Origin of the sequence: Amycolatopsis sp. MEPSY49 (assembly GCF_051337345.1) — a bacterium.
Lineage (GTDB): Bacteria > Actinomycetota > Actinomycetes > Mycobacteriales > Pseudonocardiaceae > Amycolatopsis.
In genome coordinates this window covers 190,843-217,502 of sequence record NZ_JBDLYJ010000014.1, presented here as the reverse complement: position 1 = coordinate 217,502, position 26,660 = coordinate 190,843, and the positions used below count along the sequence as shown (strand labels likewise).

General features: G+C 71.7%; 27 protein-coding genes. 21 read left to right on the top strand and 6 right to left on the bottom strand.

Translation table 11 applies throughout. From position 1 onward, the window contains the following. Positions 1 to 238: 238 nt before the first annotated feature. The 3 genes from ABFJ78_RS42015 to ABFJ78_RS42005 all read left to right on the top strand — a co-directional run bounded on the left by ABFJ78_RS42015 (position 239) and on the right by ABFJ78_RS42005 (position 3,662). On the top strand, positions 239 to 1,282 hold the full coding sequence (locus ABFJ78_RS42015; RefSeq protein ID WP_436393017.1) for an NAD-dependent epimerase/dehydratase family protein: 1,044 nt from the start codon (positions 239 to 241) through the stop codon (positions 1,280 to 1,282). Beyond that, positions 1,279 to 2,304, top strand: a complete 1,026-nt coding sequence (locus tag ABFJ78_RS42010; protein WP_436393016.1) for a 1-acyl-sn-glycerol-3-phosphate acyltransferase — start codon at positions 1,279 to 1,281, stop codon at positions 2,302 to 2,304. The genes ABFJ78_RS42015 and ABFJ78_RS42010 overlap by 4 nt, the downstream gene beginning before the upstream one ends. Positions 2,305 to 2,459: 155 nt before the next feature. Then, positions 2,460 to 3,662 carry an ISAs1 family transposase gene (locus tag ABFJ78_RS42005; protein WP_436393042.1) on the top strand — a complete coding sequence of 401 codons (1,203 nt, stop codon included), beginning with the start codon at positions 2,460 to 2,462 and terminating at the stop codon, positions 3,660 to 3,662. Between the two features lie 72 nt (positions 3,663 to 3,734). Here the strand turns inward: ABFJ78_RS42005 and ABFJ78_RS42000 are convergent, their stop codons facing one another. The 3 genes from ABFJ78_RS42000 to ABFJ78_RS41990 all read right to left on the bottom strand — a co-directional run bounded on the left by ABFJ78_RS42000 (position 3,735) and on the right by ABFJ78_RS41990 (position 6,604). After that, positions 3,735 to 4,628, bottom strand: coding sequence for an HAD family hydrolase (locus ABFJ78_RS42000; protein WP_436393015.1), 894 nt, complete (start codon positions 4,626 to 4,628; stop codon positions 3,735 to 3,737). A 110-nt stretch (positions 4,629 to 4,738) separates the two neighbouring features. Continuing rightward, a complete protein-coding gene (locus tag ABFJ78_RS41995) occupies positions 4,739 to 5,797 on the bottom strand; it encodes a DUF5667 domain-containing protein (protein ID WP_436393014.1) in 1,059 nt (352 codons plus the stop codon). Between the two features lie 114 nt (positions 5,798 to 5,911). Further along, a complete protein-coding gene (locus ABFJ78_RS41990; RefSeq protein ID WP_436393013.1) occupies positions 5,912 to 6,604 on the bottom strand; it encodes a sigma-70 family RNA polymerase sigma factor in 693 nt (230 codons plus the stop codon). 315 nt (positions 6,605 to 6,919) lie between these two features. Between ABFJ78_RS41990 and ABFJ78_RS41985 the strand changes: the two genes are divergently transcribed. From ABFJ78_RS41985 to ABFJ78_RS41955, 7 genes are all read left to right on the top strand, one after another. After that, a complete protein-coding gene (locus ABFJ78_RS41985; protein ID WP_436393012.1) occupies positions 6,920 to 8,431 on the top strand; it encodes an AMP-binding protein in 1,512 nt (503 codons plus the stop codon). A 10-nt stretch (positions 8,432 to 8,441) separates the two neighbouring features. Then, positions 8,442 to 8,678, top strand: coding sequence for a glutaredoxin family protein (locus ABFJ78_RS41980; RefSeq protein ID WP_372671403.1), 237 nt, complete (start codon positions 8,442 to 8,444; stop codon positions 8,676 to 8,678). Between the two features lie 155 nt (positions 8,679 to 8,833). Continuing rightward, on the top strand, positions 8,834 to 10,420 hold the full coding sequence (locus tag ABFJ78_RS41975; RefSeq protein WP_436393011.1) for a molybdopterin-dependent oxidoreductase: 1,587 nt from the start codon (positions 8,834 to 8,836) through the stop codon (positions 10,418 to 10,420). 331 nt (positions 10,421 to 10,751) lie between these two features. Then, positions 10,752 to 11,657 carry a redox-sensing transcriptional repressor Rex gene (locus tag ABFJ78_RS41970; protein WP_436393010.1) on the top strand — a complete coding sequence of 302 codons (906 nt, stop codon included), beginning with the start codon at positions 10,752 to 10,754 and terminating at the stop codon, positions 11,655 to 11,657. Then, positions 11,654 to 12,961: a glutamyl-tRNA reductase gene (locus tag ABFJ78_RS41965; protein WP_436393009.1), complete on the top strand. Its 1,308-nt coding sequence runs from the start codon at positions 11,654 to 11,656 to the stop codon at positions 12,959 to 12,961. The genes ABFJ78_RS41970 and ABFJ78_RS41965 overlap by 4 nt, the downstream gene beginning before the upstream one ends. 20 nt (positions 12,962 to 12,981) lie before the next feature. Next, a complete protein-coding gene (hemC, locus tag ABFJ78_RS41960) occupies positions 12,982 to 13,911 on the top strand; it encodes a hydroxymethylbilane synthase (protein WP_436393041.1) in 930 nt (309 codons plus the stop codon). Positions 13,912 to 13,998: 87 nt separating this feature from the next. After that, positions 13,999 to 15,531: a uroporphyrinogen-III synthase gene (locus ABFJ78_RS41955; protein WP_436393008.1), complete on the top strand. Its 1,533-nt coding sequence runs from the start codon at positions 13,999 to 14,001 to the stop codon at positions 15,529 to 15,531. Between the two features lie 48 nt (positions 15,532 to 15,579). Here the strand turns inward: ABFJ78_RS41955 and ABFJ78_RS41950 are convergent, their stop codons facing one another. Next, positions 15,580 to 16,452: an NAD-dependent epimerase/dehydratase family protein gene (locus tag ABFJ78_RS41950; RefSeq protein ID WP_436393007.1), complete on the bottom strand. Its 873-nt coding sequence runs from the start codon at positions 16,450 to 16,452 to the stop codon at positions 15,580 to 15,582. Continuing rightward, a complete protein-coding gene (locus ABFJ78_RS41945; RefSeq protein ID WP_436393006.1) occupies positions 16,449 to 17,237 on the bottom strand; it encodes a DUF6597 domain-containing transcriptional factor in 789 nt (262 codons plus the stop codon). The genes ABFJ78_RS41950 and ABFJ78_RS41945 overlap by 4 nt, the downstream gene beginning before the upstream one ends. An 82-nt stretch (positions 17,238 to 17,319) precedes the next feature. On the opposite strand from ABFJ78_RS41945, the gene hemB reads away from it, so the two are divergent. The 8 genes from hemB (at position 17,320) to ABFJ78_RS41905 (ending at position 23,459) form a co-directional block, all read left to right on the top strand. Further along, positions 17,320 to 18,291, top strand: a complete 972-nt coding sequence (gene hemB, locus ABFJ78_RS41940; RefSeq protein ID WP_436393005.1) for a porphobilinogen synthase — start codon at positions 17,320 to 17,322, stop codon at positions 18,289 to 18,291. A 17-nt stretch (positions 18,292 to 18,308) separates the two neighbouring features. Further along, a complete protein-coding gene (locus ABFJ78_RS41935) occupies positions 18,309 to 18,845 on the top strand; it encodes a hypothetical protein (RefSeq protein ID WP_436393004.1) in 537 nt (178 codons plus the stop codon). Then, the gene (locus ABFJ78_RS41930; protein WP_436393003.1) at positions 18,842 to 19,288 is read left to right on the top strand and encodes a hypothetical protein; all 447 of its coding nucleotides are present in this window, start codon (positions 18,842 to 18,844) and stop codon (positions 19,286 to 19,288) included. The genes ABFJ78_RS41935 and ABFJ78_RS41930 overlap by 4 nt, the downstream gene beginning before the upstream one ends. A 13-nt stretch (positions 19,289 to 19,301) precedes the next feature. Next, positions 19,302 to 19,640 carry a hypothetical protein gene (locus ABFJ78_RS41925; protein ID WP_436393002.1) on the top strand — a complete coding sequence of 113 codons (339 nt, stop codon included), beginning with the start codon at positions 19,302 to 19,304 and terminating at the stop codon, positions 19,638 to 19,640. A gap of 62 nt (positions 19,641 to 19,702) precedes the next feature. Next, positions 19,703 to 20,980 carry an efflux RND transporter periplasmic adaptor subunit gene (locus ABFJ78_RS41920; protein ID WP_436393001.1) on the top strand — a complete coding sequence of 426 codons (1,278 nt, stop codon included), beginning with the start codon at positions 19,703 to 19,705 and terminating at the stop codon, positions 20,978 to 20,980. Continuing rightward, complete coding sequence (locus ABFJ78_RS41915) at positions 20,977 to 21,696, top strand: ABC transporter ATP-binding protein (protein ID WP_436393000.1); 720 nt, start codon at positions 20,977 to 20,979, stop codon at positions 21,694 to 21,696. Before ABFJ78_RS41920 ends, ABFJ78_RS41915 begins: the two co-directional genes overlap by 4 nt. After that, the gene (locus ABFJ78_RS41910; RefSeq protein WP_436392999.1) at positions 21,693 to 22,895 is read left to right on the top strand and encodes an ABC transporter permease; all 1,203 of its coding nucleotides are present in this window, start codon (positions 21,693 to 21,695) and stop codon (positions 22,893 to 22,895) included. The genes ABFJ78_RS41915 and ABFJ78_RS41910 overlap by 4 nt, the downstream gene beginning before the upstream one ends. A gap of 9 nt (positions 22,896 to 22,904) precedes the next feature. Continuing rightward, on the top strand, positions 22,905 to 23,459 hold the full coding sequence (locus ABFJ78_RS41905) for a hypothetical protein (protein ID WP_436392998.1): 555 nt from the start codon (positions 22,905 to 22,907) through the stop codon (positions 23,457 to 23,459). Here the strand turns inward: ABFJ78_RS41905 and ABFJ78_RS41900 are convergent. After that, positions 23,456 to 23,932, bottom strand: coding sequence for a TspO/MBR family protein (locus ABFJ78_RS41900; protein ID WP_436392997.1), 477 nt, complete (start codon positions 23,930 to 23,932; stop codon positions 23,456 to 23,458). The genes ABFJ78_RS41905 and ABFJ78_RS41900 overlap by 4 nt on opposite strands. Positions 23,933 to 24,084: 152 nt before the next feature. Here ABFJ78_RS41900 and hemL point away from each other — a divergent pair, with 152 nt between their 5' ends. From hemL to ABFJ78_RS41885, 3 genes are read left to right on the top strand one after another with little or no spacing between them, the layout of a single operon-like run. Continuing rightward, positions 24,085 to 25,386: a glutamate-1-semialdehyde 2,1-aminomutase gene (hemL, locus tag ABFJ78_RS41895; protein ID WP_436392996.1), complete on the top strand. Its 1,302-nt coding sequence runs from the start codon at positions 24,085 to 24,087 to the stop codon at positions 25,384 to 25,386. Continuing rightward, entirely contained in the window at positions 25,383 to 26,009 is a 627-nt protein-coding gene (locus tag ABFJ78_RS41890) for a histidine phosphatase family protein (protein WP_436392995.1), read from the top strand. Before hemL ends, ABFJ78_RS41890 begins: the two co-directional genes overlap by 4 nt. Further along, on the top strand, positions 26,006 to 26,569 hold the full coding sequence (locus tag ABFJ78_RS41885) for a redoxin domain-containing protein (RefSeq protein WP_436392994.1): 564 nt from the start codon (positions 26,006 to 26,008) through the stop codon (positions 26,567 to 26,569). Before ABFJ78_RS41890 ends, ABFJ78_RS41885 begins: the two co-directional genes overlap by 4 nt. The last annotated feature ends 91 nt before the right edge of the window (positions 26,570 to 26,660 follow it).

The following is a 26,660-nucleotide window of genomic DNA, read 5'->3' as shown; positions in this document are numbered from 1 at the left end:
TGGCCCGTCCAGTCTCTGGAGGGCCCACGTCCATGTGGTGGGCCGGTTCCCCCCGTTCGAGTGAGGCCTTCGTCGCTTTCCGGGGGAATGGCGGTTAATAGCACGTAAGACACCCCGGAGCTACCACTGATGAGCGGTAACATCTCAAGGGCGTCCGCGCGATGCTTCCAGTGAGTGCAGGCCCGCGCACATCGGGTGATCGTCCACCCCCACCACGCCCTACGCCGCAGGGAGTCGCATGCCGTCGAACATCGTGCTCGTCACCGGCGTCGCCGGGGAACTGGGCGGGAAACTCCTCGCCCGGCTGGGCAACAACCCCGACTTCGAGCGGGTCATCGGGGTCGACACGGTGGCGCCGGACAAGACGGTGCTGCAGCGCATGGGCCACGCCGAGTTCGTCCGCGCGGACATCCGGAACCCGTTGATCGCCAAGGTGATCAGCACGGCCGAAGTGGACACCGTGGTGCACGCGTCCTGCACCGCGCACCCGGCCGGGCCGGGGCGCCGCAGCGCGATCAAGGAAGTCAACGTCATCGGCACCATGCGGCTGCTGGCCGCGTGCCAGCGCTCGCCGCTGGTGAAGAAGCTGGTGGTCAAGTCGACGGCGGCGGTCTACGGCGCCGGCGCGCGCTCGCAGGCGGTGTTCACCGAGGACTCCGAGCTGATCCCGACGTCGTCCAGCGGGTACGCGAAGGACGCCGTCGAAATGGAGGGGTACGTGCGCGGCCTGGTGCGGCGCCGCCCCGACATCACGACGACGCTGTTCCGCTTCGCCAACATCATCGGGCCCGAGACCGACACCGTCCTTTCGCGCTACTTCGCGCTGCCGGTCGTGCCGACGGTCTTCGGCTACGACGCGCGCATCCAGTTGCTGCACTCTTCGGACGCGCTGGCCGTGCTGGAACGCGCGACCCTGGAAGACCGGCCCGGCGTGTTCAACGTCGGATCGGAGGGGGTACTCACCCTCTCGCAGGCGATCCGGCGAGCGGGCCGGGTCGAGCTGCCGATGCCGCGGAGCGTGGTGCCGTCGGTCGGCAAGGTGCTGCGCGGGGCGCGTGTGGTCGACTTTTCCGCCGACCAGGTCCGGCTGCTGAACTTCGGCCGGGTCGTCGACATCACGAAGCTGAAGGAAGGGTTCGGCTACACCCCGCGGTGGACGACGCGTGAGGCGTTCGACGACTACATCACCGGACGCGGCTTGCGACCGGTGCTCGACGGCGGGAAGCTGGCGGGCCTGGCCGGCAAGGTGCTCGTCGCCGCGGCGACGGGGCAGAGCCGATGACCAAACCGCACGACTTGGACGACTTCGGAAGCGAGGCGGAGACGGTGGGCGGTGCCGAGGCGCAGGTCATCCCCCTGCACGGACCGGGCCGGGAGAAGCCGGCGGCGAGTCCCCGTGACGAAGCCGCGCGGGTCGACGCACCGGTCGTCGCCTTCCCCGGCGCGGACCAGCCGGCGCCGGAGGAACCCCTTTCGGACGCCGCGCGCTCGGCGCTCGGCTTCATCCGCGACCGGCTGACCGGCGACTACACGGTCGACGAGTTCGGCTTCGACGCCGAGCTGACCGACGCGGTGTTCCTGCCGCCGCTGCGCGCGCTGTACAAGAAGTGGTTCCGCGTCGACACGTACGGCGTCGAGAACCTCCCGGCGTCCGGCGGCGCGCTCCTGGTGTCCAACCACTCCGGCACGATCCCGCTGGACTCGTTGATGACGGCGGTGGCGGTCCACGACGAAACGGGCGGCCGGCACCTGCGCGGCCTCGGCGCGGACCTGGTGTTCCAGGTGCCGCTGGTGGGCTCGTTCGCCCGCAAGTCGGGTCAGACGCTGGCTTGCAACGCGGACGCGGAACGCCTCCTGCGCGGCGGCGAGCTGGTCGGCGTGTGGCCCGAGGGGTTCAAGGGGATCGGCAAGCCGTTCTCGTCCCGGTACAAGCTGCAGCGCTTCGGCCGCGGCGGGTTCGTGTCGGCGGCCCTGCGCGCGGGCGTCCCGATCATCCCGGTGTCGGTGATCGGCGCGGAGGAGATCTACCCGAAGCTGGGCGACATCAAGGTCCTGGCGCGGATGCTCGGGCTGCCGTACTTCCCGGTGACGCCGTTCTTCCCGATGTTCGGGCTGCTGGGCGCGATCCCGCTGCCGACGAAGTGGAGCATCGAGTTCGGCGAGCCGATCGCCACGGACGCGTACGGCCCGGAGGCGGTCGAGGACCCGATGCTGGTGTTCCAGTTGACGGACCAGGTCCGCGAGTCGATTCAGCAGACGCTGTACCAGCGGCTTTCGCAGCGGAAGTCGGTCTTCCGCGGCTGAGTTGTCCACATCGGGTTCAGTTGTCCACAGATTTCCGCCGCGGCCGTCTTTGCCCCCGGGCGGCGATAGACTGGACCAGGGGACGCCCCCCGGGACAGGGCAGGGTTCCGGCAAAGTCGTGTCGTTGCAGGCAGGCACGGCTCTCGGTGGTGATCATGTGGTTGTCGAAGCCCATGGTCTGTGAGAGAGCCGTGCCTGCTGTTGCATCTTCTCCCATTCTTGCCGCGCTGACCCGACTGGCCTCCCTCGATCCTGATCAGGTAGCTGATCTGCGTGAATACCTCACCCGAGTGCCGGACCCACGCAAGCGGCGTGGGCTGCGGCATCCGCTGGGATCAGTTCTGGCACTGGCTGCGGCGGCAGTAGCAGCCGGGGCCCAGTCGTTTACTGCGATCGGGGAATGGGCCGCGGATGCACCACAGTGGGCGCTGGCCCGTCTCGGCACCCGGTTCGACCCCCGCCGGGATCGCCACGTTCCCCCGGACGAGGCCACCATCCGACGGGTGCTCTGCGACATCGACGGCGACGACCTCGACGCCGCGGTCAGCGGCTGGATCGCCGCCACCACCGACACCCCGGCAGGAGTCGCGGTGGACGGCAAATCCCTGCGCGGCACCTTCGCCCGCACCGGCGGCGCAGGGGCCCACCTGTTGTCCGCGCTGACCCATCGCGACGGAACGGTGCTGGCCCAACGGCAGGTCACCGCCGGGACCAGCGAAATCAGCTGGATACAGCCTCTGCTGGCCACCCTCGACCTCACCGGTGTCGTGGTCACCGCCGATGCCCTGCACACCACCCGCGGCCTGGCCCGCTACCTCGCCCGCCGCGAGGCGCACTACGTATTCACCGTCAAAGCAAACCAACACCGGCTGCATGCCCGGCTGGCGGCACTGCCGTGGCCAGCCGCCGGCCACCACATCAGCACCGGCATCGGCCACGGCCGTCTCGAGCAACGCACCATCGAAGTCCTGCCCGCCCCCGCCAACCTCGACTTTCCCCATGCGGCAACGGTTTTCCAGATCACCCGCTACCGCACCGACCGCGCCACCGGCACCCGCGAAACCCACACCGGCTACGGCATCACCAACCTGCCCGCCGGCACCGGACCGGCCACCATCGCCGGCCACCTCCGCCGGCACTGGGAAATCGAGAACCGGCTGCACTGGGTCCGCGACACCACCTACCGCGAAGACCACCCCCGCGTCCGCACCGGCACCGCACCCCGAGCCATGGCCACCCTGCGCAACCTCGCCATCAGCGCCCTGCGCACCGCCGGGCACACCAGCATCGCTGCAGCACTCCGCCACACCGCCCGAGACACCACCCGACCACTCACACTCTTCGGAATACCCACATGACCAGCACAAACGACTTTGCCGGAACCCTGCCGGGACAGGGCGGGGGCTGCCTTCCGGGCCGGTGGGCCGCCCTCAGCGGCGGCGGTAGGCCATCCCCGCCGCCACGGCACCCGCGAGCGCCCCGGCTCCCAGGACCGACGGCACGCCGATCTTCGCGGCCTTCCGCCCGGTCCGGAAGTCCCGGATCTCCCACCCGCGCGCCCGGGCCACGTCCCGCAACCCGCCGTCCGGGTTGACCGCCACCGCCGTGCCCACCGCCGACAGCATCGGGATGTCGTTGGCCGAGTCCGAATACGCCGTGCAGCGCTTGAGGTTCAGCCCTTCGCGGGACGCCAGCGCGCGCACCGCGTGCGCCTTCGCGCGGCCGTGCAGCAGGTCGCCCACCAGGCGGCCCGTGTACACACCGTCGCGGGTCTCGGCCACCGTCCCCAGCGCGCCGGTCAGCCCGAGCCGGCGTGAGATGATCGCCGCCAGCTCGATCGGGGTCGCCGTCACCAGCCAGACGCGCTGCCCGGCGTCCAGGTGCATCTGGGCCAGCGCGCGCGTGCCGGACCAGATCTTGTCCGCCATCAGCTCGTCGTAGATCTCTTCGCTGATCGACGTCAGCTCCGCCACCGTGCGACCGGCCACAAAGGACAGTGCGCGCTCGCGGTGGGTCTTGATGTCCTCTTTGTTCTCGCGGCCGCCGAGGCGGAACTTGATCTGGCCCCAGACGAAACCGGCCAGGTCGGACGACGTGAAGAACTTGCGCGCCGCCAATCCGCGGGCGAAGTAGAAGATCGACGCGCCCATCATCATCGTGTTGTCGACGTCGAAGAACGCGGCCGCCGTGAGGTCCGGCGGTGCGGGCGGGGCGGAGGGCTCGGCGACCACGCGGGCGTGCGCGGCCTCGGCCGACGCCTCGCCCGCGAGCGTGGCGAGCCGTTCGAGCTCCTGACTCTTATCCCTGCCACGCCAAGCTGACACGCACACCGCCTCCACGTCTGCCCACGTCCGGCCACGTCCCGGCGAAGGTCCGGGTCCTTCGCACAGCGTAGCGAGCCGCCCACCGCGACGTCGCAGGTGTGGCCCGGACCTCAGCCGATCACGATCGGGGGCAGACCCGGGAGCAGCGGCGGGATCGAAACCAGCGGCGGCGGCTGCGTGGTCGAGGTCACCGGCGGCGGCTGCGTGGTCGTCGGCACCTGGCCGTACACCGGCGGCGGCGTGACCCCGCCGGTCGGCGTGGACAGGCCCGGCGTCGCCGCGGCGTCCGACGGCGGCAGCTGCGTGCCGGTCGCCACCGGCGCGGTGCTTTCGGTCGACGACTGGGGAGCCGCCGACGTCGGCTCGCCGCCCGAAGACGGGATCGGCCGCTGCGTGCACTCGCCGGTCGCCGGGATCAGGCCCAGGTCGTCCGACGACCCGGTGGTGATCTGGTAGCAGTTCATTCGCGCCGCCAGGCCGCTCGTGCGCTCCTGGACCTTGCCGAGCAGGTCCCGGACGTCTTCGAACACCGGGGCCGAGCCGGCCGGGAGCGTCGCGAGCCGCGCCTGCTGGTTGCGGGCCCACAGCCGGACGTCGGACAGCGCCTGCGCGCCACCGCCTTCGCTCGTCGCCACGGTCGCGATCTGGGCGACCCCGGCCTTCAGGTCGGCCGCGAAGTCGTCGTAGGCCGTCCGGTAGTCGGCTTCGCTCGCGCCTTTTGACGCCAGCTCGCCCAGCTCGGTGACGCGGTTGGTCGCGAACTCCAGGTGCTTGCGGGCCTTGGCCTCGTCGCCGAAGGTCAGGCTCAGCGCCGTCGACTCCCCGGCGCGCTTGACGCCGTAGAGCGGGTCGCCCGGGAGCGCATTGCGGGAGAGCACCAGCGTCAACCCGGAGAGGACGAGGAAGAGGAAGAGCGCGGCGGCCACCAGGTCGGCGGTCCGCGGCCGCCACCTCCGACGCGGGGTGGCCACCGCCGTCTCCAGGCGGCCGGCGATCTCCGCGCGGATCCGCTGCCGGGTTTCCAGGTCCGGGGCCCCGGCCGCCCCGAGCTCGCGCAGGGCGCCGACGAGAGCCAGCTCGTCGGCGAACTCGCCGTCCCGGCGTACCGGGGACGGCTCCAGGGCACGCGCGAACCGATCGATCTCGGCTCGCTCACGCGCAAACCTCACTGCGCTGCTCCATCTCGGGCCTTTGGCCGGTCCTGACACCGGTCTGGCAGGAGTAACGATCCAGAAGCCGTCAGGGTTACCGGTTTCGGTCGACGGGCAGAAAAGTTCGCGGGATCAGCGCAATCCCGTGGGGAGAAGTTGTGCCAAACGGCGTACCGCGCGGTGCTGGAGCGCCTTGATCGCGCCCTCGTTGCGGTTCATGATCTCGGCCGTCTCCGCCACCGACAGTCCCTGCAGGAACCGCAGGATGATGCATTCCCGCTGGTCATCGCCCAGTTCGGCGACGCAGCGGAGCAACTCGGTGCGGGTCGCGCGGCTGATCGCCTCCTGCTCGGGACCCACCTGGACGCTCGCGCCGACGCTGAACGGCGCCGAACCCGGCTCCGTCACCTCGTCGGTGACGACCTCGAGGCGGAACCGGCTCGACTTCACGTGGTCGAGCACGAGGTTGCGGGCGATGGTGACGAACCAGGCGCCGACGTCACGGCCCTGGTAGCTCACCGAGGTGATCCGGCGCAGCGCGCGCAGGAACGTCTCGCTGGTGACGTCCTCGGCCAGGTCGCGGTCGCCGAGCCGGAACAGCACGTACCGGTAGACGACGTCGACGTAGCGGTCGTAGAGCCGGCCGAACGCGGACGTGTCGCCTTCCTGCGCGGCGCGCACGAGGTCCCACGCCTCGGCCTTGGCCGCCTCGGCGCGCTCGTCGTCGGACGCCTGCCTGCTCACCGGCATGGACGCGGAACGCCCGAACACGCGCTCGGCGAACATGAAGACGGGCCCGCGGCTCACGGCGGTCGGCACGGTCATCGGGCGGCACCTCCGGCGGCGAAGCTGGCCCAGCGGGCCACGGTACCCCCGGAACTCCGGAGAGCAGGGGCCTGCCGGCTCGCGTGCCCCACGGCTTCGTGGGCAAGCAAGTTCGTCACGGCGACTCCCTCTCTCCGGTCGTGGTGGTGATCACCGCCACCCCCACGACGCAGTGCAGCATACGTGTAGTTACCGCGAAGTAGGTAGTGGCTCCCGGGGTTGTGCAGACGCGACGCTCGCGGTCAGCACCCATGACGTCGCTCCGAATGACAGACTTGCAACGGTTTGGGCCGGGCGAGGAGAGGTGGATCGCGCGTGAGTGCTCCAGAGGGGACGCGGGCGGGGGTCGGCGGGCTGCTCACGCGGGCCGCGGCGACGTGGCCGGACCACGTGGGCGTGCAGGAGACCGGCACCGGGCGCGGCCTGACCTTCCGCCAGGTCGAGGCCGTTGCCCAGGCGCAGGCCCGGCGGCTCGTGGACGCGGGCGTCGAGCCCGGCGACCGGGTCGCGTTGCGGCTGCCGACGTCGGTGGACTTCGTGGTCGCGTTCTTCGGCGCCCTGCGCGCCGGCGCGGTCGTCGTGCCGCTGTCGCCGCAGGCGCCGGAACCCGAGCTCGAGAAGCTGCTCGAGCACAGCGGTGCCAAGGTTGTCATCACGCGCGACGCCGATGAGGCACTGCCGGACGGCGTGACCGGTCTCACTCCGGAATCCGACCCGGATGGAGCAATCGAATTCGTCGACGCGGGCCGGGCCGGGGAGGACATCGCCGTCGTCTCCTACACCTCGGGCACCACCGGGCCGCCGCGCGGCGTGATGCTGTCGCACCGCGCGCTGCTGGCGAACCTGGCGCAGATCGGCGAGGTCGAGGGCGCGCTGGAGCACGACGACCGCGTGCTGATCACCATCCCGCTCTTCCACGTCTACGGCCTCGGCCCCGGCCTGCTGCACGCGGTCGCCGTCGGTGCGACCGCGGTCCTGTCGGAGCGCTTCGAGGCGCAGCGCACCCTCGACGACTGCGCCGAGCACGGCGTCACGACGATCACCGGCGTCCCCACGATGTACACGGAGTTCGCCGCGCTGGGCACCGACGAGCTGCGCGGGAAGCTGACCACCGTCCGGCGGATGACGTCGGGCGCGGCGCCGCTGCACCCGAAGGTGCTCGGCGCGATCCGCGAGGCCACCGGCCTGGACGTCTTCGAGGGCTACGGGCTCACCGAGTGCGCGCCGGTGGTGACGTCGACGCTGGTCACCGGCTACCCGAAGCCGGGTTCGGTCGGGCGGCCGCTGCCCGGGGTCGAGCTGCGGCTGGTCGACAGCGACGGCACCGACCAGGCCGTGCCGCTCGACCCGGACGACGTCGACGACGTATTCGAAGCCGAGGGCGAGACCGGGCTGGTGTCGATCCGCGGCGCCAACCTGTTCTCCGGCTACTGGCCCGACGGTGACCACGGGCCGGACGCCGAGGGCTGGTTCCGCACCGGCGACGTCGGCTACCTGGACGTCGACGGCGACCTGCACCTGGTCGACCGGGCCAACGACCTGATCATCGTCAACGGCTTCAACGTCTTCCCGCGCGAGGTCGAGGAGGTCATCGGGCAGCTGCCGGAGGTGGCCGAGGCCGCGGTCGTCGGGGTCGTGGACGAGCGAAGCGGCGAAGCGGTGAAAGCGTTCGTGGTGCCGGTTTCCGGGGCGTCGCTGTCGGAGCAGCAGGTCGTCGACCACTGCGCGGCCCACCTCGCGGGGTACAAGGTGCCGCACGCGGTCGAGTTCGCCGAGTCGCTGCCGCACTCGGCGACCGGCAAGCTGCGCCGGGTCCGGTTGCGGTAGGACTGAGGGCATGGCGCACGAAGTGACGGTCATGGGCCGCGACGGCTGCCACCTCTGCGAGGTCGCGGAGGCGGAGGTCGCCCGGATCTGCGGCGAGCTGGGGGTCCCCTGGCGCGCGGAGGACGTCGACACGGACCCGGAGTGGCGCGCGGAGTACGGCGACCGCGTCCCGGTGATCCTCGTCGACGGCGCCGAGCACGGGTACTGGCGAGTGGAGGAGGACCGGCTGAGGAAGGCCCTCGCCTGACCCGGTCCGCCCGGATGACATGAATGACTCATTCATGTCGCCAGACGACGTGAATGACCCTTTCATGTCGTTTGGGCGGCGCGGGACCTGAGCCGTAACCGGCTCGTAAGGGGGATCGGGCAGCCGCTTCGCGCTCGCGCTCCGAAGATGGAGGCGTGAGCACTCTGCAGGAAGCGCCGCCCGAAGCGCCCCGGCGGCTTTCGCTGCCCGTCGCGACCCTCATCGGGCTGCTGGCGCTGGCGGCCGCCCTCGGCGTCGGGCACCTCGTCGCCGGCTTCGTCGGCTACACCGCTTCGCCGTTCATCGCGGTCGCCAACTACGTCATCGACCACAGCCCGACCGGGATCGTGAAGTGGGCCGAGCGGACGCTGGGCACGTGGGACAAGCCGGTCCTCAAGATCGGGCTGGCCGTGGTGCTCGTGCTGTTCGCGCTGCTGGCCGGGCAGCTCTCGCGCCGGACGCCTCGCGCGGGGCAGGTCCTCGTCGTCCTGCTCGGGGCCGCCGGCGTCGCGGCCGTGTACGCGCGCAGCGACCTCGGGCAGGTCTCGCTGCTCGCGCCGGTCGCCGCGCTCGTCGCGGGGCTCGCGGTCTTCACCTGGCTGCACCGGCTCGCACTTTCACGTGAAAGTGCCGACCAGGGGGCCGCACTTTCACGTGAAAGTGCGGCTTCGGGGGCGTCCCGGCGGAAGTTCCTCCGGGCCGGCGTCGGGGTCGTGGCGGGTTCGGGCGTTGCCGCCGTCGTCGGGCAGGTGGCCGGGACCAGCAAGAACGCCGAGGACTCGCGGGCCGCCGTCGGGCCGCTCGTCCCCGCGCGGACCGCGCCGTCGCTGCCCGCCGACGCCGACTTCGCGAAGCTCGGCTCGCCTCCGTTCATCACGCCGAACGGCGACTTCTACCGCATCGACACCGCGCTGGTCGTCCCGCAGATCCGCACCGAGGACTGGAGCCTTCGCGTGCACGGGATGGTCGACCGCGAGGTGACGTTCTCCTACGCCGACATCCGCAACCGGCCGCTGGTCGAGCGGCGCGTCACGCTGACGTGCGTGTCCAACGAGGTCGGCGGGCCGCTGATCTCGAACGCGACGTGGCTCGGCGTCGACCTCGTCGACCTGCTCGACGAAGCGGGCGTGCACCCGGGCGCCGAGCAGATGTACGCGACCAGCGTCGACGGCTGGACGTGCGGCACCCCGGCGAACGTCGCGCTCGACCCGCAGCGCGGCGCGATGCTCGCGATCGGCATGAACGGCGAGCCGCTCCCGATCGAGCACGGCTTCCCGGCGCGGATCGTGATCCCCGGGTTGTACGGGTACGTGTCCGCGACGAAGTGGGTCCAGTCGCTGGAGTTCGCGAAGTGGGACGACCGGCAGGCGTACTGGCTCAGCCGCGGCTGGGCCGAGCAGGCGCCGATCAAGACGGAATCCCGCATCGACACCCCGACGGGCTTCGCGCGCGTTTCGGCGGGCAAGGTCCGGCTGGCGGGGACGGCGTGGGCGCAGCACACGGGCATCGCGAAGGTCGAGGTCCGGCTGGACCAGGGGGCGTGGCAGCCGGCGGTGCTGTCGGCCGAGGTGAGCAAGGACACCTGGCGCATGTGGTGGATCGAGCTGGACGTACCGAAGGGGACGCACCAGGCGTTCGTCCGGGCGACCGACCAAGACGGCTACACGCAGACGGAGAACCGCGCGGACCCGGTCCCCGACGGCGCGACCGGCTGGCACTCGGTGAGCCTCGACGCGAGCTGACTCCAAGCGCCCCAATGTGGCCTTGGTTGCGTCTCACGCACCGAAGGCCGCCTTGGGTGCGTCAGACGCACCGAAGGCCACATTGGGGCGCTTGAGGCCTGGGCTGCGGAAGTGCCTGGCGGGCAAGGATTCTGACACCGCGTCATGATCGTGGCCACCCCTGAACCGCCTCCGACCAGTGACTTTGTGCGCGCGTTCACAAGTGGTCTACCGTAGGACCATCGCCCCCGGGCGGTCCGCATCGAACCGGACCTCGCGCCTTGGGTCAAGACACAGTTCGGAACGGCCGTGGCGATGGCCGCCGGGTGCACAGCGGGCAGGAGACGACGGCGTGGTGACACAGCGGGGGAGGCGCGACGCGGCGGACTCCCCGGGCCGGGTGCCGCGACGGCCCCGCCGGCAGGCCACCCCGGACGCCGACAACGCCCCCACCGCCGAAATGCCGGCCGTCCCGGCCGAGCGCAACGGGGATGCCCCCGAGGCCGTCCGGGCGAAGTCGATCCCGGAAGCCGCCGTCGCCCGGCTCGCCGTCTACCTCCGGGTGCTGTCCGGAATGTCGGAACAGGGCGCGACGACCGTTTCGAGCGAAGAGCTCTCGCAGGCCGCCGGCGTCAATTCCGCGAAATTGCGCAAAGACCTCTCCTACCTCGGGTCGTACGGCACCCGCGGCGTCGGCTACGAGGTCGGCGTCCTGGTCAGCCAGATCGAGCGCATCCTGGGCCTGACCCGGCAGCACAAGGTGGCCGTGGTCGGCATCGGCAACCTCGGCCACGCGCTGGCCAACTACGGCGGCTTCCCGGGGCGCGGCTTCCCGGTCGAGGCCCTGTTCGACCTGGACGCGGACCTGATCGGCGTGCCCGTCGGCGGCCTCCCCGTGTCGCACATGGACGACATCCCGCGGATCTGTGCCGAGCGTGGCATCTCCATCGGCGTGATCGCCACCCCGCCGACCGCCGCGCAATCGGTGTGTGACCGGCTGGTCGCGGGCGGTGTCCAGTGCATCCTCAACTTCGCCCCGGTCGTGCTGCAGGTTCCTGCTCACATCGAGGTCCGCAAAGTGGATTTGGCCGTGGAGCTGCAGATACTCTCGTTCCATGTGGCCCGCCGCGCGGACGACGCCGCCGGTAATCAGGGCAATTCCGGATTACCCGGTGCGGGCCTGCCGTCCGACAATGGGAAGGGCGGCCGGAACGGTTCGGGTCCGGACGGCGGACGGGAAATGGTGGTGCGCTCATGAGCGTCTTGGCGGTCGGTCTCTCGCATCGGAGTGCGGAGCTGAGCACGCTGGAGCGCGTCGCGGTCCCCGCGCCCGAGATCGGCAAGGTGCTCGACGAGCTGCAGCAGGCCGAGCACGTCAGTGAGGTCATGCTCGTCTCGACGTGCAACCGGATCGAGGTCTACGCGGTCGTCGAGACCTTCCACGGCGGCCTCGACGACGTCACCCGCGTGCTGTCCCGCCAGGCCGGGATGGAACCCGCCGAGCTCTACGACAGCCTGTACGTGCACTACGCCGGCGCCGCGGTCGAGCACCTGTTCTCGGTCACCTCGGGCCTGGACTCGATGGTCGTCGGCGAGACGCAGATCCTCGGCCAGATCCGGTCCGCCTACGCCACCGCCCGTGAGGCGGGCACCGTCGGCCGCACGCTGCACGAGCTGATCCAGACCACGCTGCGCGTCGGCAAGCGCGTCCACACCGAGACCGGGCTCGACCAGCTCGGCGCGTCGGTCGTGTCCGAGGCGCTCGCCGCCGCCGGGGACGTCGCCGGCAAGCACGCTGTCATCGTCGGCGCCGGCTCGATGGGCGCGCTGAGCGCGTCGCAGCTGCGCAAGGCCGGGATCGGCGAGATCACCGTGGCCAACCGCACCGACGCCCGCGCGCGCCGGCTCGCCGCGAACGTCACCGAGCAGGGCGTGCCGGCCCGCGCGATCCCGCTGTCCGGGGTCGCCGACGCCGTGCGCGACGCCGACGTCGTGATCTGCTGCACGGGCGCGCAGGACGCCGTCTTCGGTCCGGAGCACGTGCTGCCGCGCGGCGGGCGCGCCCTGGTCGTCTGCGACCTCGGCCTGCCCCGCGACGTCGACCCGGCGGTCGGCGAGCTCGCCGACGTGCGGGTCGTCGACCTGGCCACCATCCAGCGCCGGATGCGCGAAGCCGGCACCCCGACCACCGAGCGCCAGACGGCCAAGGCGACCGGGATCGTCCTCGACGAGGTCCGCGACTACCTCGCCGGGCAGCGCAGCGCCGAGGTGACCCCGACCGTGACGGCGTTGCGCCGGCGCGCGGCCGAGGTCGTCGACGCCGAGCTGCTCCGGCTGGACAACCGCCTGCCCGAACTGGACGGCGCGGTCCGCGAAGAGGTCGGCCGCACGGTCCGCCGGGTGGTCGACAAGCTGCTGCACGCGCCGACGGTGCGGGTCAAGCAGCTGGCCGCCGAGACGGCCGACACCGACTACGCGAACGCGTTGCGAGAACTGTTCTGCCTCGACCCGCAGGCACCCGCCGCGGTGGCGAGCCCGAAGCCCCCACCAGAGAAGAAGTAGCAGTGACCAGAGTCATTCGCATGGGTACGCGCGGTTCGAAGCTCGCGCTGACCCAGACCGGAACCGTGGCCGACGCCCTGCGCGCCACCGGCGTCGAGGTCGAGATCGTCAAGGTGACCACCCCCGGCGACAAGTCGATGGCGCCGATCGCGACGATCGGCGTCGGCGTGTTCACCTCCGCGCTGCGGGAAGCGTTGCTGCGCGGCGAAGTCGACGTCATCGTCCACTCCTACAAGGACCTGCCGACCGCGCCGGAGCCGGGCATCACGCTCGCCGCCGTGCCGCCGCGCGAAGACCCGCGGGACGCGTTGATCGCGCGTGACGGACTGACTTTGGGTGAGCTGCCGCCGGGTTCGACGGTGGGCACCGGCGCCGCGCGGCGCACCGCGCAGCTGCGGGCGCTGGGTCTCGGTTTGGAAATCGTGCCGATTCGCGGCAATATCGACACCCGCATGCGCAAGGTGACCGACGGCGAGCTCGATGCCGTGGTGCTCGCGCGTGCCGGACTGGCCAGGGTCGGACTGGTCGAGGCGATCACCGAGACCCTCGACCCGATCCAGATGCTGCCCGCGCCCGCCCAGGGCGCGCTGGCGGTGGAGTGCCGGTCCGCGGACGTGGACATCGAGCAGCTGCTCGCGTCCACAGTGGACGACGAGGGCACGCGGGTCGCGGTGACGGCCGAGCGGGCCCTGCTGGCCGCGCTCGAGGCGGGGTGCAGCGCGCCGGTGGGCGCGCTCGCCGAGATCGTCGAAGATCTCGACGCCGAGGGCAAGGTCGTGGAACGGATCTCGCTGCGCGGCACCGCCGCGGCCGAAGGCGAGAACGGCGCGGTGGACATGGTCCGGGCCATCGCGCTCGCCGACAAGGACCAGGCCGCCCAGCTGGGCAAGGACCTGGCCGCCGAGCTGCTGGACCTCGGAGCCGGAGCCCTCTCCGGACCCGCTCAGTAGCGCTCTCGCGAGCGCTTCCGAAAAGACGTGTAGGAGACCTGCGTCCGTGCGATCCCGCACGGCCGCCGCAAGAGGAGAAACGCACAGATGACCCCCGCGCGAAAGACCACCGGGCGCGTAGCGTTCGTGGGCTCCGGCCCCGGCGACGCCGGCCTGCTCACGGTCCGGGCCCAGGAGCTGCTGACCAAGGCCGAGGTCGTGGTGACCGACCCCGACGTCCCCCAGGCGGTGCTGGCCATGGCCGCCGAGGGCGCCGAGGTCCGGCCCGCCGTCGGCGAGGCCACCGAGGTCGCCAAGGACCTCACCGCCGAGGCCAAGGCCGGCCGGCTGGTGCTGCGCCTGGTCGCCGGCGACCCGCTGACCACCCCGGCCGTGGTGGCCGAGGTCCAGGCGGTCGCGCGCACGAGCGCCGTGTTCGACGTCATCCCGGGCGTCTCGCCGGGCGCGGCCGTGCCGGCGTACGCGGGCGTCGCGCTGGGCGGCACGCACACCGAGGTCGACGTCCGCGGCGACGTCGACTGGGCGGCGCTGGCCGCTTCGCCGGGCCCGCTGGTGCTGCACGCGACGTCGGCGCACCTGGCCGAGGCCGCGTCGGCGCTGACCGGCAACGGCGTCCCGGCGTCGACCCCGGTCGCGGTCACCGCGAACGGCACCATCAACACCCAGCGCACCCTGGACACCACGCTCGAGAAGGTCGCCAACGACGCGGGCGAGCTCGTCGGGCCGCTGATCGTCACGATCGGCCAGGCCGCCGGGCACCGCTCGAAGCTGTCGTGGTGGGAGTCGCGCGCGCTGTACGGCTGGAAGGTCCTGGTGCCGCGCACCAAGGAGCAGGCGGGCGAGATGGCCGAGCGCCTGCGCGGCCACGGCGCGACGTCGCACGAGGTGCCGACCATCTCGGTCGAGCCGCCCCGCAGCCCGGCGCAGATGGAGCGCTCGGTCAAGGGCCTGGTCGACGGCCGCTACCAGTGGATCGTCTTCACCTCCACCAACGCGGTCCGCGCGGTGTGGGAGAAGTTCGAGGAGTTCGGGCTCGACGCCCGCGCGTTCTCCGGCGTGAAGATCGCCTGCGTCGGCGAATCGACCGCGGCGAAGGTGCGCTCGTTCGGCATCATCCCGGAGCTGGTCCCCTCGGGTGAGCAGTCTTCGGAAGGGCTCCTGGCCGAGTTCCCGCCGTACGACGACGTCCTCGACCCGGTCGACCGCGTGCTGCTGCCGCGGGCGGACATCGCCACCGAGACGCTGTCGGCCGGCCTGCGCGACCGCGGCTGGGAGATCGACGACGTGACGGCGTACCGGACGGTCCGCGCCGCGCCGCCGCCCGCCGAGACCCGCGAGATGATCAAGACCGGCGGTTTCGACGCGGTCTGCTTCACCTCGTCTTCGACCGTGCGGAACCTGGTCGGCATCGCCGGCAAGCCGCACACCCGCACGCTGGTCGCGTGCATCGGCCCGAAGACCGCGGAGACCGCCGTGGAGTTCGGGCTGCGGGTCGACGTCCAGCCGGAGAAGGCGGACGTGCCGCACCTGGTGGACGCACTCGCCGAGCACGCCGCCCGGCTTCGCGCGGAGGGTGCGCTGCCGCCGCCGCGCAAGGCGAAGCGGGCCCGCCGCTCCTGACGCGCTTCACGACGAAGGCCGCCCCGATCGGGGCGGCCTTCGGTCGTTTCAGCGGGGGTTGGTCTCGCGCCACTTCAGGTAGTCGGCCACCGAGGCCGGGACGTCGAACTGCGGCTTGAAGCCCGTGTCCGCGGTCAGGCGCGAGATGTCCAGGTACGGGCCGTTCGAGCCGCCCGGCTGCAGAGTTACGCCCAGCGCCGACGCGAACTCGCCGTACGTGAACGGGCGGCCGCTCGAGACGTTGTAGACCTCGTGGTTCACCGTCGGAGCCGTGGTCAGCAGGGCGATCGCGCGGCCCGCGTCCGGGGCGTAGCAGACGTCGCCGCCGTCGTCGGTGTGCATGTCCGACGTGGCCGTGTTGACCAGCGAGGGGATCGGGCAGAACGGTGACCGCGGATCCACCAGCGGGCCCCAGATCGTGCCGATCCGCAGCACCACCGGCTGGACGCCGCTGCCCGCCAGGCTGTGCGTCGTCAGCGGCTCGACCGCCTTCTTGAACGCGATGATCAGGTGCGGCAGGGACGCCGTCGGCAGGTCCAAGCCCTCGTGCCAGGGAACTTCGGGACGGCCGATGTACACGCCCAGGCTGCTCGCGACCGCGAACCGCCGGACACCCCACGCGCGGGCCGCGTCGAGGGCGTTGAGCAGGCCGGTGAGGTCCGTCCGGAAGAAGTCCACCGGATCGTCGCCCGGGATGCTGCCGGCCAGGTGGACGATGTCGCTGATGTCGTGGCGCGAACCGAGCGCCAGGAACGCGTCCCGGTCGGTGACGTCGAGCTGTTCGACCGTGACCCGGCCTTCGAGGAACGACGGGACTTCGGCGCGCCGGTGGGCCGTCACGACGACGTCGTGGCCGAGGTGCAGCAGCGCGCGGGCGGTGTGGGCGCCGATCATGCCGAGCCCGCCGGTGACGAGGATCATCGCGCCAGGCTAGGGACGCCGAACCGCCGGTTCTTGAACGAATCGCGCAGGAACGGCAGGTAGGACGCCGAGTGGTCGTGGCCGCAAGCGCACGCGGAGACGCTGCCGCCGAGCAGCGCGCGCGGAGTCAACCCGGTCAGCCGGAGGCACTCGCGGTTGAGGTGCGCCTGGTCGGCGTACCCGGCGTCGGCGGCGAGCCCGGCCGGACCGCCCGCGCCCGCCTGGGCCAGTGCGAGGAAACCCTGGAACCGCAGCGTCCGCTGGAGCACCTTCGGCGCGACGCCCACCGCGCGCAGGCAGCGGCGGCGCAGCTGGCTGGGGGAGAGCGCGAGGTGCCCGGCCAGGGTGTCGATGTCGACCGGGCGCCACGGCATCAGCAGCCGCACGGCCTCGGCCATCAGCGGGTCCACCGCTCTCACGGGCAGCTGGGCCTGGATGGTTTCGAGGGCCCGTTCCGGGGACGCGGCGACGGCTTCGGCCAATCGGTCGTCGGCCAGGTCTACGTGCTGGTCGACCAGCTCGTCGAGGGGTACCGGCAGCGGTGGCGCGGCCCCCGGGTGGAACCGGACGCCGACGAGGGTCGTGCGGGCCGGGATGACCTCGAGCCGGGCCGCGGTCAGCGGGCCCAGCAACCGGGGGCGGCCGCCGATCGGGAAGTGCAGTTCGACGCCGCCGGTCGGCAGGTGCCGCTGGACGTACGGCTCGTCGCCGGTGCGCTGGAGCCAGACCGTCCGCACGACGGACGCCAGCCGCGGCACGGGCAGGCGCTCGACGTACTCGGTCACCCCCGTACCGAATCGCCCGCGCGAGCCGGGGTCAAGCACCCTTGCGGAACTCCGGCGATCACGGCGGGAGTAACTTGGAGGGGTGTTCCCAGAGCATCGTCCCCGCAGGCTCCGCACCACCCCGGCCATGCGCAGGCTGGTGGGTGAGACGACGCTGCGGCCACGCCAGCTGATCCTCCCGATGTTCGTCGCCGAAGGCCTCGACCAGCCGAAGGCGATCTCGAGCATGCCGGGCGTCGTGCAGCACACCCGGGACACGCTGCGGAAGGCCGCCGTCGACGCGGTCAACGCCGGCGTCGGCGGGCTCATGCTGTTCGGCATCCCGCAGACCCGGGACGCCGAGGGCTCCGGCGCCGTCGACGAGAACGGCATCCTCAACGTCGCCCTGCGCGACCTGCGCCACGAGCTCGGCGACGCCACCGTGCTGATGGCCGACACCTGCCTCGACGAGTTCACCGACCACGGCCACTGCGGCGTCCTCGACGCCGACGGCGGGGTCGACAACGACGCCACCCTGCGCATCTACGCCGAGATGGCCGTCGCGCAGGCCGAAGCCGGGGCGCACGTGCTCGGGCCGTCCGGGATGATGGACGGCCAGATCGGCGTCATCCGCCGCGCGCTCGACGAGGCCGGGCACCGCGACAAGGCGATCCTCGCCTACTCCGCGAAGTACGCCAGCGCGTTCTACGGCCCCTTCCGCGAGGCCGTCGACTCGCAGCTCAAGGGCGACCGCAAGACCTACCAGCAGGACCCGGGCAACGGCCGCGAGGCGCTGCGCGAGATCGAGCTGGACCTCGCCGAGGGCGCGGACATGATCATGGTCAAGCCCGCACTGTCCTATTTGGACGTCATCAAGGCGGCCGCGGACATCTCGCCGGTGCCAGTGGCGGCGTACAACATCTCGGGCGAGTACGCGATGGTCGAGGCGGCCGCGGCGAACGGCTGGCTGGACCGCGAACGGACCGTCCTCGAGGTGCTGACATCGATCCGCCGCGCGGGCGCCGACCTGATCCTCACGTACTGGGCCGCCGAGGCCGCTGCCTGGCTGGACTGACGTATTAGAGTCCCCCCGTGGACGACAAAGAGGACCTCACCGGTCTGACCGACGACGAACGGCGCAAACTGGGCCGCTCGCCGGATCCGGTGCTGCCGGGCCAGGTCGCGACGCAGGTGACCCCGCCCGGACCCGTGCAGGTGTCCTTCTGGTTCTGGGTCGCCGGCGGGCTCGTGCTGATCGGCGGCCAGGTGCTCACCCTGGTCCTCAAGCAGCAGCTGATCGACCAGCTGATCAAGCAGAACCGCGAGGCGGGCCGCCAGTTCGACGCGGCGGCGATCGCGAGCGGCACCACCACGCTGGTCTGGGTGCTGTTCGTCGGGGCGGTGGTGTTCGCGCTGCTGATGGCGCTGTTCGCCTACAAGGCCCGCGAAGGCACCCGCTCGGCGCGCACGGTGCTCACGTGGCTCGCGATCGCGTGCGTGCTGTTCCAGTTCGCCCTGTTCAGCAACCTGCCGTCGGTCATCGCGACGCTGCTGTTCGTCATCGCGCTGGTCCTGATGTACCTGCCGTCGGTGCGCGACTACTTCCCGAAGGCCGGCAGCAAGCCGTGAGCGACCGGCTCTACGCCGAGTCGGGCGTGAGCTGGACCGCCGTCGTGTGGGGTCCGGTGTTCGCGCTGCTCGGCGCGCTGGCGGAGCTGGTCACGGGCGGGCCGGTGCACGTGGTGGGCTGGCTGATGGTCGGGTTCGGGCTGTGCGTCATCACGGTGCCGTGGGTGTACGCGCGCCGCCGGTTCCTCTCGCTGGAAGTGACGACGAAGCAGCTGCGCCAGGGCCGCGAGAAGGTCCCGGCGGACCAGCTGGCGTCGGTGACGGACGTCGGGGTGCCGGTGGGGGCGCGGGTCCTGGGCGGCGGCTGGACGGTGCCGCGCAAGTACGACTCGCTCCCGGTCGAGCTGGCGGACGGCACGGTCGTCCTGGCGTGGGCGAAGGACGTCGAAGCGCTGAAGGACGCGCTGGACCGGCTCGTCCGGGCGACGCCGGAGGAAGCATGAGAAAATCGCTTCCGTGATCGACCTTCCGCAGCCCACCGGGGCCGAGCTCTGGCCGCCGGAAGAACCCGGCCCGCAAGCCCGGCTGCACAAGCCGTGGCGGACGCTCGTCGCCGTCGTGGAAGTCGTGCTCGCCGTCGCCGCCGGGTGGGCCGCCTACGCCCTCTGGCACGGCGGCCGCGCGATCGTCGTCACGCGGACCGACGACGGTGCCGTCCTCGAGTCGCACCGGTACTTCGGGGGCCTGCTCGCCGCCGCCATCGGGCTCGGCACCGTGGCCGCGATCCTGCTGGTCGACGCGGTGCGTCAGCTGCTGCTCGCCGTGCGTGCGCGGCACCGCGCGCCGAAGGCCTGATACACAGCTCCCGCACAGGGAACGAACAGGCAATTGCTAAGCAGCGGCAGCACTGTTGCCGCATGACGCGCGTGCGTGCCTCGAAGGCATGGGTGATCAACGGTGCTCTGGTCGTACTGCTGGCCGGAGCGGGTTTCGGGATATACCAGGCGTTCAGCCCCGAACCGAGCACGGCGCAGGCGCAGACGCGCAGCACCCAGGTGCGCCGCGCGACGGTCACCGAGACCATCTCCGCCGCCGGGACCCTCGCCAGCAGCTACACCGGCGCGGCGAACTTCTCGACGGCGGGCAAGGTCACCTCGATCGACGTGAAGGTCGGCGACGTCGTCAGCGCCGGCCAGAAGCTCGCCACGATCGACAGCACGCAGGCGGCGAAGCAGCTTCAGGTCGCGAAGGCGAACCTGGCGGTCGCGCAGGACAGCCTGGACTCCGCCGAGGACGCAGAGGACACGCCGGCGACGGGCCAGAACTCCCAGAACAGCGCCCAGTCGGCGGCCACCAGCGTCACCTCGGCGCAGGCCAAGCTCGACCAGGCCCAGCTGGACGTCCAGACCGCGCAGGAAGCCCTCGACAACACCACGCTCTACGCGCCCGGCGCCGGCACGGTCACCGCGATCAACGGCACCGTCGGGCAGCAGTCCTCGAGCGGCTCGGCCGGCAGCTCCCAGTCGACGTCGAGCAGCGGCAGCGGCCAAGGCGGGCAGGGCTCGTCGAACAGCTCCGCGTCCTCGTCCAGCAGTAGCAGCAGCGGCTTCATCACCATCACGAACATGACCGGCCTGGTCGTCAACACCTCGGTCGCCGAGATCGACGTCAGCAAGGTCAAGACCGGCCAGAAGGCGACCGTCACGCTCAACGCGCTGCCGGACAAGCCGATCCAGGCCACTGTCTCGAGCATCAACCTGACCCCGACCACCAGCGGCAGCGTCGTCTCCTACGGCGCGCAGCTGGCGCTGACCGACCCGCCGGACGGGCTGCGGCCCGGCCAGTCGGCGAGCGTCGTGATCACCGTGGCGGAGGCGCAGAACGCGCTGAGCGTGCCGGCCGCGGCCGTGACGACGGCAGGCAACACCAACGTCGTCACCGTGCAGGAGAACGGCCGGAACGTCACGCGCCAGGTGCAGGTCGGCATCCGCGGCGAGTCGACCGTGCAGATCACCTCCGGGCTGACCGAGGGCGAGAACGTCGTGCTCACCGGGGCCTCGACCGGCACCACCGGCACCGGCCGGACCGGCACCGGCACCGGCGGGTTCCCGGGCGGCGGGACCGGGGGCTTCCCCGGCGGCGGCCAGCGCGGCACCGGAACGGGCGCCGGCGGCGGCTTCGGCGGCCGCGGGTGAACCCGGCGCGCGCGAACCCGGTGATCGCGGTCTCCGGGCTGCGCAAGACCTACGGCGCCGGCGACACGGCGGTGCACGCGCTGCGCGGCGTCGACCTCACGGTGTGGCCCGGCGAGTACGTCGCCATCATGGGTGCCTCGGGCTCGGGCAAGTCGACGCTGCTGAACATGCTCGGCTGCCTCGACGTCCCGACGTCCGGCCAGTACCTGCTCGACGGCTTCGGCGTCGGCAAGCTGAACGAACGGCAGCTGGCGTTGCTGCGCAACCGGAAGATCGGGTTCATCTTCCAGTCGTTCAACCTGGTGCCGCGGACGTCCGCATTGTCCAATGTGGAATTGCCGCTCGTCTACAGTGGACTCCGCCGGGCGGAACGCCGGCGCCGCGCGCTCGCCGCGCTCGACATGGTCGGGCTGTCCGACCGGGCCAAGCACCTGCCGAGCGAGCTGTCCGGCGGGCAGATCCAGCGCGTCGCCGTGGCGCGGGCGCTGGTCACCGGCCCGGCGATGCTGCTGGCCGACGAGCCGACCGGCAACCTCGACCGCCGCAGCACCGAAGACGTCCTCGGCGTGTTCGACCGGCTCAACCGGCTCGGCCGCACCATCGTCGTCATCACGCACGAGGACGAGGTCGCCGAGCACGCGCGCCGCGTGGTGCGGGTCGACGACGGCCTCATCGTCTCGGACGAGATCACCCGCGCGGTCGGAGCGCTCACGTGAACTTCCTCGAAATCCTGCGCTTCGCCGTCCGCGGGCTCACCGCGAACAAGCTGCGCTCGGCGCTCACCACGCTCGGCATCACCATCGGCGTCGCCGCGGTGATCCTGCTCGTCGCGGTCGGCAACGGCGCGTCGGCGGCCATCGCGGCCAGCATCCAGGGCCTCGGCACCAACGTCGTCAACGTCTCCCCGGCGCGCGGCGGCGGGCAGGGCGCCTCGGCGCGGCCGCTGACCGTCCAGGACGCGCACGCGCTCGTCGACCCGATCGGCGCGCCGGACGTCAAGGCCGCGTCGCCGGTGGTGAACACAACGGCGACCGCCACCTACGGGCAGACGTCGTACGACATCTCCAGCGTCGCCGGCACCGAACCCGCGTACTTCACGACGACCAACCGCGACCTCGCCCAGGGACAGCTTTTCACCAGCGAGGACGTCACGGCCGCGCGGAAGGTCGTCGTGCTCGGCCCGACGACGGCGGAGTCGATCTTCGGTACCGCGGACCCGGTCGGCAAGAACGTGCTGCTGAACAGCATCCAGTTCACCGTGATCGGGGTGCTGCAGGCCAAGGGCAGCACCGGGCTGCAGAACGCCGACGACGTCGCCATCGCGCCCATCTCGGCCGTGCAGAACTCCCTGGCCGGGTACGGCAGCCTCAGCCAGATCGCCGTCCAGGCCACCAGCGCCGACTCCGTCTCGCTGGCGCAGTCCGAGATCACCGCGATCCTCAACGCCCGCCACGGCATCCGGCTCGGCGGCACCGCCGACTACCAGATCCAGAACTCCGAGCAGCTGCTCGCGACCCGGACGTCGGCGACCGAGACGTTCACCGTGCTGCTGGCCGCGGTCGCGGCGATCTCGCTGCTCGTCGGCGGGATCGGCGTCACCAACATCATGCTCGTCACGGTGACCGAGCGGATCCGCGAAATCGGCATCCGCAAGGCCATCGGCGCCCCGCGCGCGGCCATCCTCGGCCAGTTCCTCGCCGAAGCGACCATGCTCAGCCTGTTCGGCGGGCTGCTCGGCGTCGCGATCGGGCTGATCGGCAGCCGGTTCACCATCTCCGGGATCAAACCGGTCGTGGTGCCGTCGTCGATCTTGCTCGCCTTCGCGGTATCCGCCCTGATCGGGCTGTTCTTCGGCAGCTTCCCGGCGAACCGGGCCGCCAAGCTGCGGCCGATCGACGCCCTGCGTCACGAATAGGAGCCCACGATGACCACCAACCCCGCACTTTCACGTGAAAGTGCCGACCAGGGGGCCGCACTTTCACGTGAAAGTGCGGCCGAGGAGATCGTCGCCAGCCCGGCGGTCGAGGGGGACCTCAACGCCGAAATGCGGCGGGCCGCGAAGCCGTTTTCCCGCACCACGCTGGTGCTCGCCGGGCTCGTCGTCCTCGCGATCGCGTTCGGCGGCGGGGCCTGGACGCACGCCGCGTTCGGCTCGTCGTCGACCTCGACGCCGACCCGCCCGAGCGGTGCTCAAGGCGGGACTCAGGGCGGCACCGGCCAGCAGGGCGGCGGCTTCCGCGGCGCGGGCGGCCGGGGCACCACCGGGACCGTCGACCGCGTCGACGGCACCACGGTCTACGTGAAGACCGCGCAGGGCGAGGACGTCAAGGTGTCCACATCGGACTCGACCACGGTCGGCGTCACCCAGCAGGGCAAGCTGTCCGACCTCAAGCCGGGCGCGACGGTCACCGTCCAGGGCCAGGCGGGCGAGGACGGCACCGTGACCGCGCAGGCCATCACCCAGCAGGCGGCGCGCTAGTTGAGCGCGACGATCGCGGTGTTCAGCGCCGTCGCGTAGAGGATCCAGGCGAGGTAGGGCACGAGCAGCGCGGCGGCGGCCTTCGACCGGCGGGCGAACAGGACGATCGTGACGACCACGACGACGTCCAGCACGACGATGTCGACGAGCGCCGCCTTCGCCGCGCCGCCCTCGAAGAACAGCGGCGTCCACAGGAGGTTGGCCAGCAGGCCGATGCCGTAGGCGGCGAAGCCGCGGGTCTCGCCGTCGGTGCGCCAGTACAGCCAGCCGGCCACCGCGATGGTGACGTACAGCACTGTCCACACCGGACCGAACCAGGAGGGCGGCGCCGCCCACGACGGCTGCTCGAGCCGCGCGTAGACGTCCTTCGCCGAGGTCGCGGCCAGTGCGGCGACCACGGCCACGACGGCGACGACGCCCAGGAAGCCGCCCAGCATGAGCCACGGGTTGCGTTGCGGGGCACGTTCGGTCACCGGCTGTTCCCCTCCCGGGCGGCTGCCCGCCATCCTAGGCGGGTTTGCGAGACTGAACCTCATTCTGGTTAGGCTGGCGCTACGGATCGCGACCGTGCCGCTTGAGGTGACCTCTCGCGCCGGCCGACGGCTGAATGAGGTTCACTGAACCGGTGAGCACTGGAACCGAGCAGTCCAAGGCATGGTTCGACCGCGCGAAGACGGCCATCCCGGGCGGGGTGAACTCGCCGGTCCGGGCGTTCAACTCGGTCGGCGGCACCCCGCGGTTCATGGTCCGCGGCGAGGGCCCGCACCTGTGGGACGCCGACGGCAACCGCTACGTCGACCTGGTGTCGTCCTGGGGCCCGATGATCCTGGGCCACGCGCACCCGCACGTCGTCGAGGCGGCGCGCGAGGCGGCGACGTCCGGGCTGTCGTTCGGCACGCCGACCATCGGCGAGGTCGAGCTGGCCGAGGAGATCATCAACCGCGTCGAACCGGTCGAACAGGTCCGCCTGGTCAACTCGGGCACCGAGGCGACGATGAGCGCGATCCGGCTGGCCCGGGGCTTCACCGGCCGGTCGAAGATCGTGAAGTTCGCCGGGTGTTACCACGGTCACGTCGACGCGCTGCTCGCCCAGGCCGGCTCCGGCGTCGCGACGCTCGGGCTGCCGACGTCGCCGGGCGTCACGGGCGCCCAGGCCGCGGACACGCTGGTGCTGCCCTACAACGACCTCGACGCCGTCCGGCAGTCCTTTGTGGACAATCCGGGCGAGATCGCCGCGGTGATCACCGAGGCCGCGGCGGGCAACATGGGCGCGGTCGCGCCGGACGAAGGCTTCAACGCGGGCCTGCGCGACCTGGCCCACGAGCACGGCGCGCTGCTCATCATGGACGAGGTGATGACCGGGTTCCGCGTCTCGAGCGCGGGCTGGTTCGGCCTCGAAGGCGTGGCCGGCGACCTCTACACGTTCGGCAAGGTGATGTCCGGCGGGCTGCCGGCGGCGGCGTTCGGCGGCCGCGCCGACGTGATGGCGAAGCTCGCCCCGGGCGGGCCGGTCTACCAGGCCGGGACGCTCTCCGGGAACCCCGTCGCGGTGGCCACGGGCCTCGCGACGCTGCGCGCGGCCGACCACGCCGTGTACGCGGCGCTCGACGCGAACGCGAAGCGCCTCGGCGACCTCTTCCGCCGCGAGCTCAGCAACGCGGGCGTCGCCAACAACGTCCAGTACGCGGGCAACTTGGTAAGCGTCTTCTTCGGCGAAGCGCCCGTACGCGACTACGCGGGCGCGCAGGCGTCCGAGACGTGGCGGTACCCGGCGTTCTTCCACGCGCTGCTCGACGCGGGCGTGTACGGGCCGCCCAGCGCGTACGAGGCCTGGTTCGTCAACGCGGCCATGGACGACGAAGCGTTCTCGGTGATCGAAGCGGCCCTGCCCGCGGCGGCGCGCGCGGCGGCGGAGGCGGTCAAGTGACCACCGTCGTCCACCTGCTGCGGCACGGCGAAGTGCACAACCCGTCGAAGATCCTCTACGGCCGCTTGCCGGGTTACCGGCTGTCCGAGCGCGGGCAGCGGCAGGCGCTGACGGTCGCCGAGGCCGTCGCCGGCCACGACCTCGTGCACGTCGTCGCGTCGCCGCTGCAGCGGGCGCAGGAGACGGCGGGCCCGATCGCCGCGGCGCACCGCCTCGACATCGCGACCGACGAGGGCCTCATCGAGGCGGGCAACCAGTTCGAGGGCCTGCACGTGGCCGTCGGCGACGGCGCGCTGCGGGAGCCCAAACACTGGCCGAAGCTGGTGAACCCGTTCAAGCCGTCGTGGGGCGAGCCGTACGTCGAGATCGCGCACCGGATGCTGGGCGCGGTCCACCGGGCCCGCGAAGCGGCTGTCGGTCACGAGGCTCTCTGCGTGTCGCACCAGCTGCCGATCTGGACGCTGCGGCGGTTCCTCGAGGGCAAGCGCCTGTGGCACGACCCGCGGCGCCGCCAGTGCTCGCTGGCGTCGCTGACGTCGCTGGTGTTCGACGGCGACGAGCTGCGGGAGATCGTCTACAGCGAGCCGGCGGGGACGACCGACCCGAAGGTGACCGGGGCATGAAACGGCTGGTCGTGGGGGTTGTCGCGCTGCTCGCGCTGGCCGGGTGCAGCAGCGGCAAGGACGCGGTGGTGCAGGGGAGCAGCTTCAGCTTCGTCTCTCCGGGCGGCAAGGTCGACATCACCTACGACCTCGCCCAGCGCCAGACCGCGCCGGTGCTGGCCGGCGAAGACCTGATGAACGAGGGCAAGCAGTTGTCGCTGGCGGACTTCCCCGGCAAGGTCGTCGTGCTCAACCTGTGGGGTCAGTGGTGCGGGCCGTGCCGCACGGAGGTGCCGGAGATGGAGGCGGTGGCCAAGCAGGGCGTCCAGGTGGTCGGCATCGACGTCCGCGACCCGGCGCGCGAGGTGGCGCAGGACTTCGTCCGCGACCGGAAGCTGACGTACCCGTCGATCTACGACCCGGACGGCCGGGTGCTGCTCAAGCTGAGCGGCTACCCGCGCAACATCATCCCGTCGACGATCGTGCTGGACAAGCAGCACCGCGTGGCGGCGGTGTTCCTGCGGCCGGTGCTGGCCCAGGACCTGCTCCCGGTGACGCAGCGCCTGGCGGCCGAAGCCTGATCGCCGCCGCCGCGGTCACCGCGGTGTCGTGCCCGCCTCGGCGTCGGTCCAGGGGTTCACGGTGCTCAAGGCGAAGAGCGGCTACGGCCGC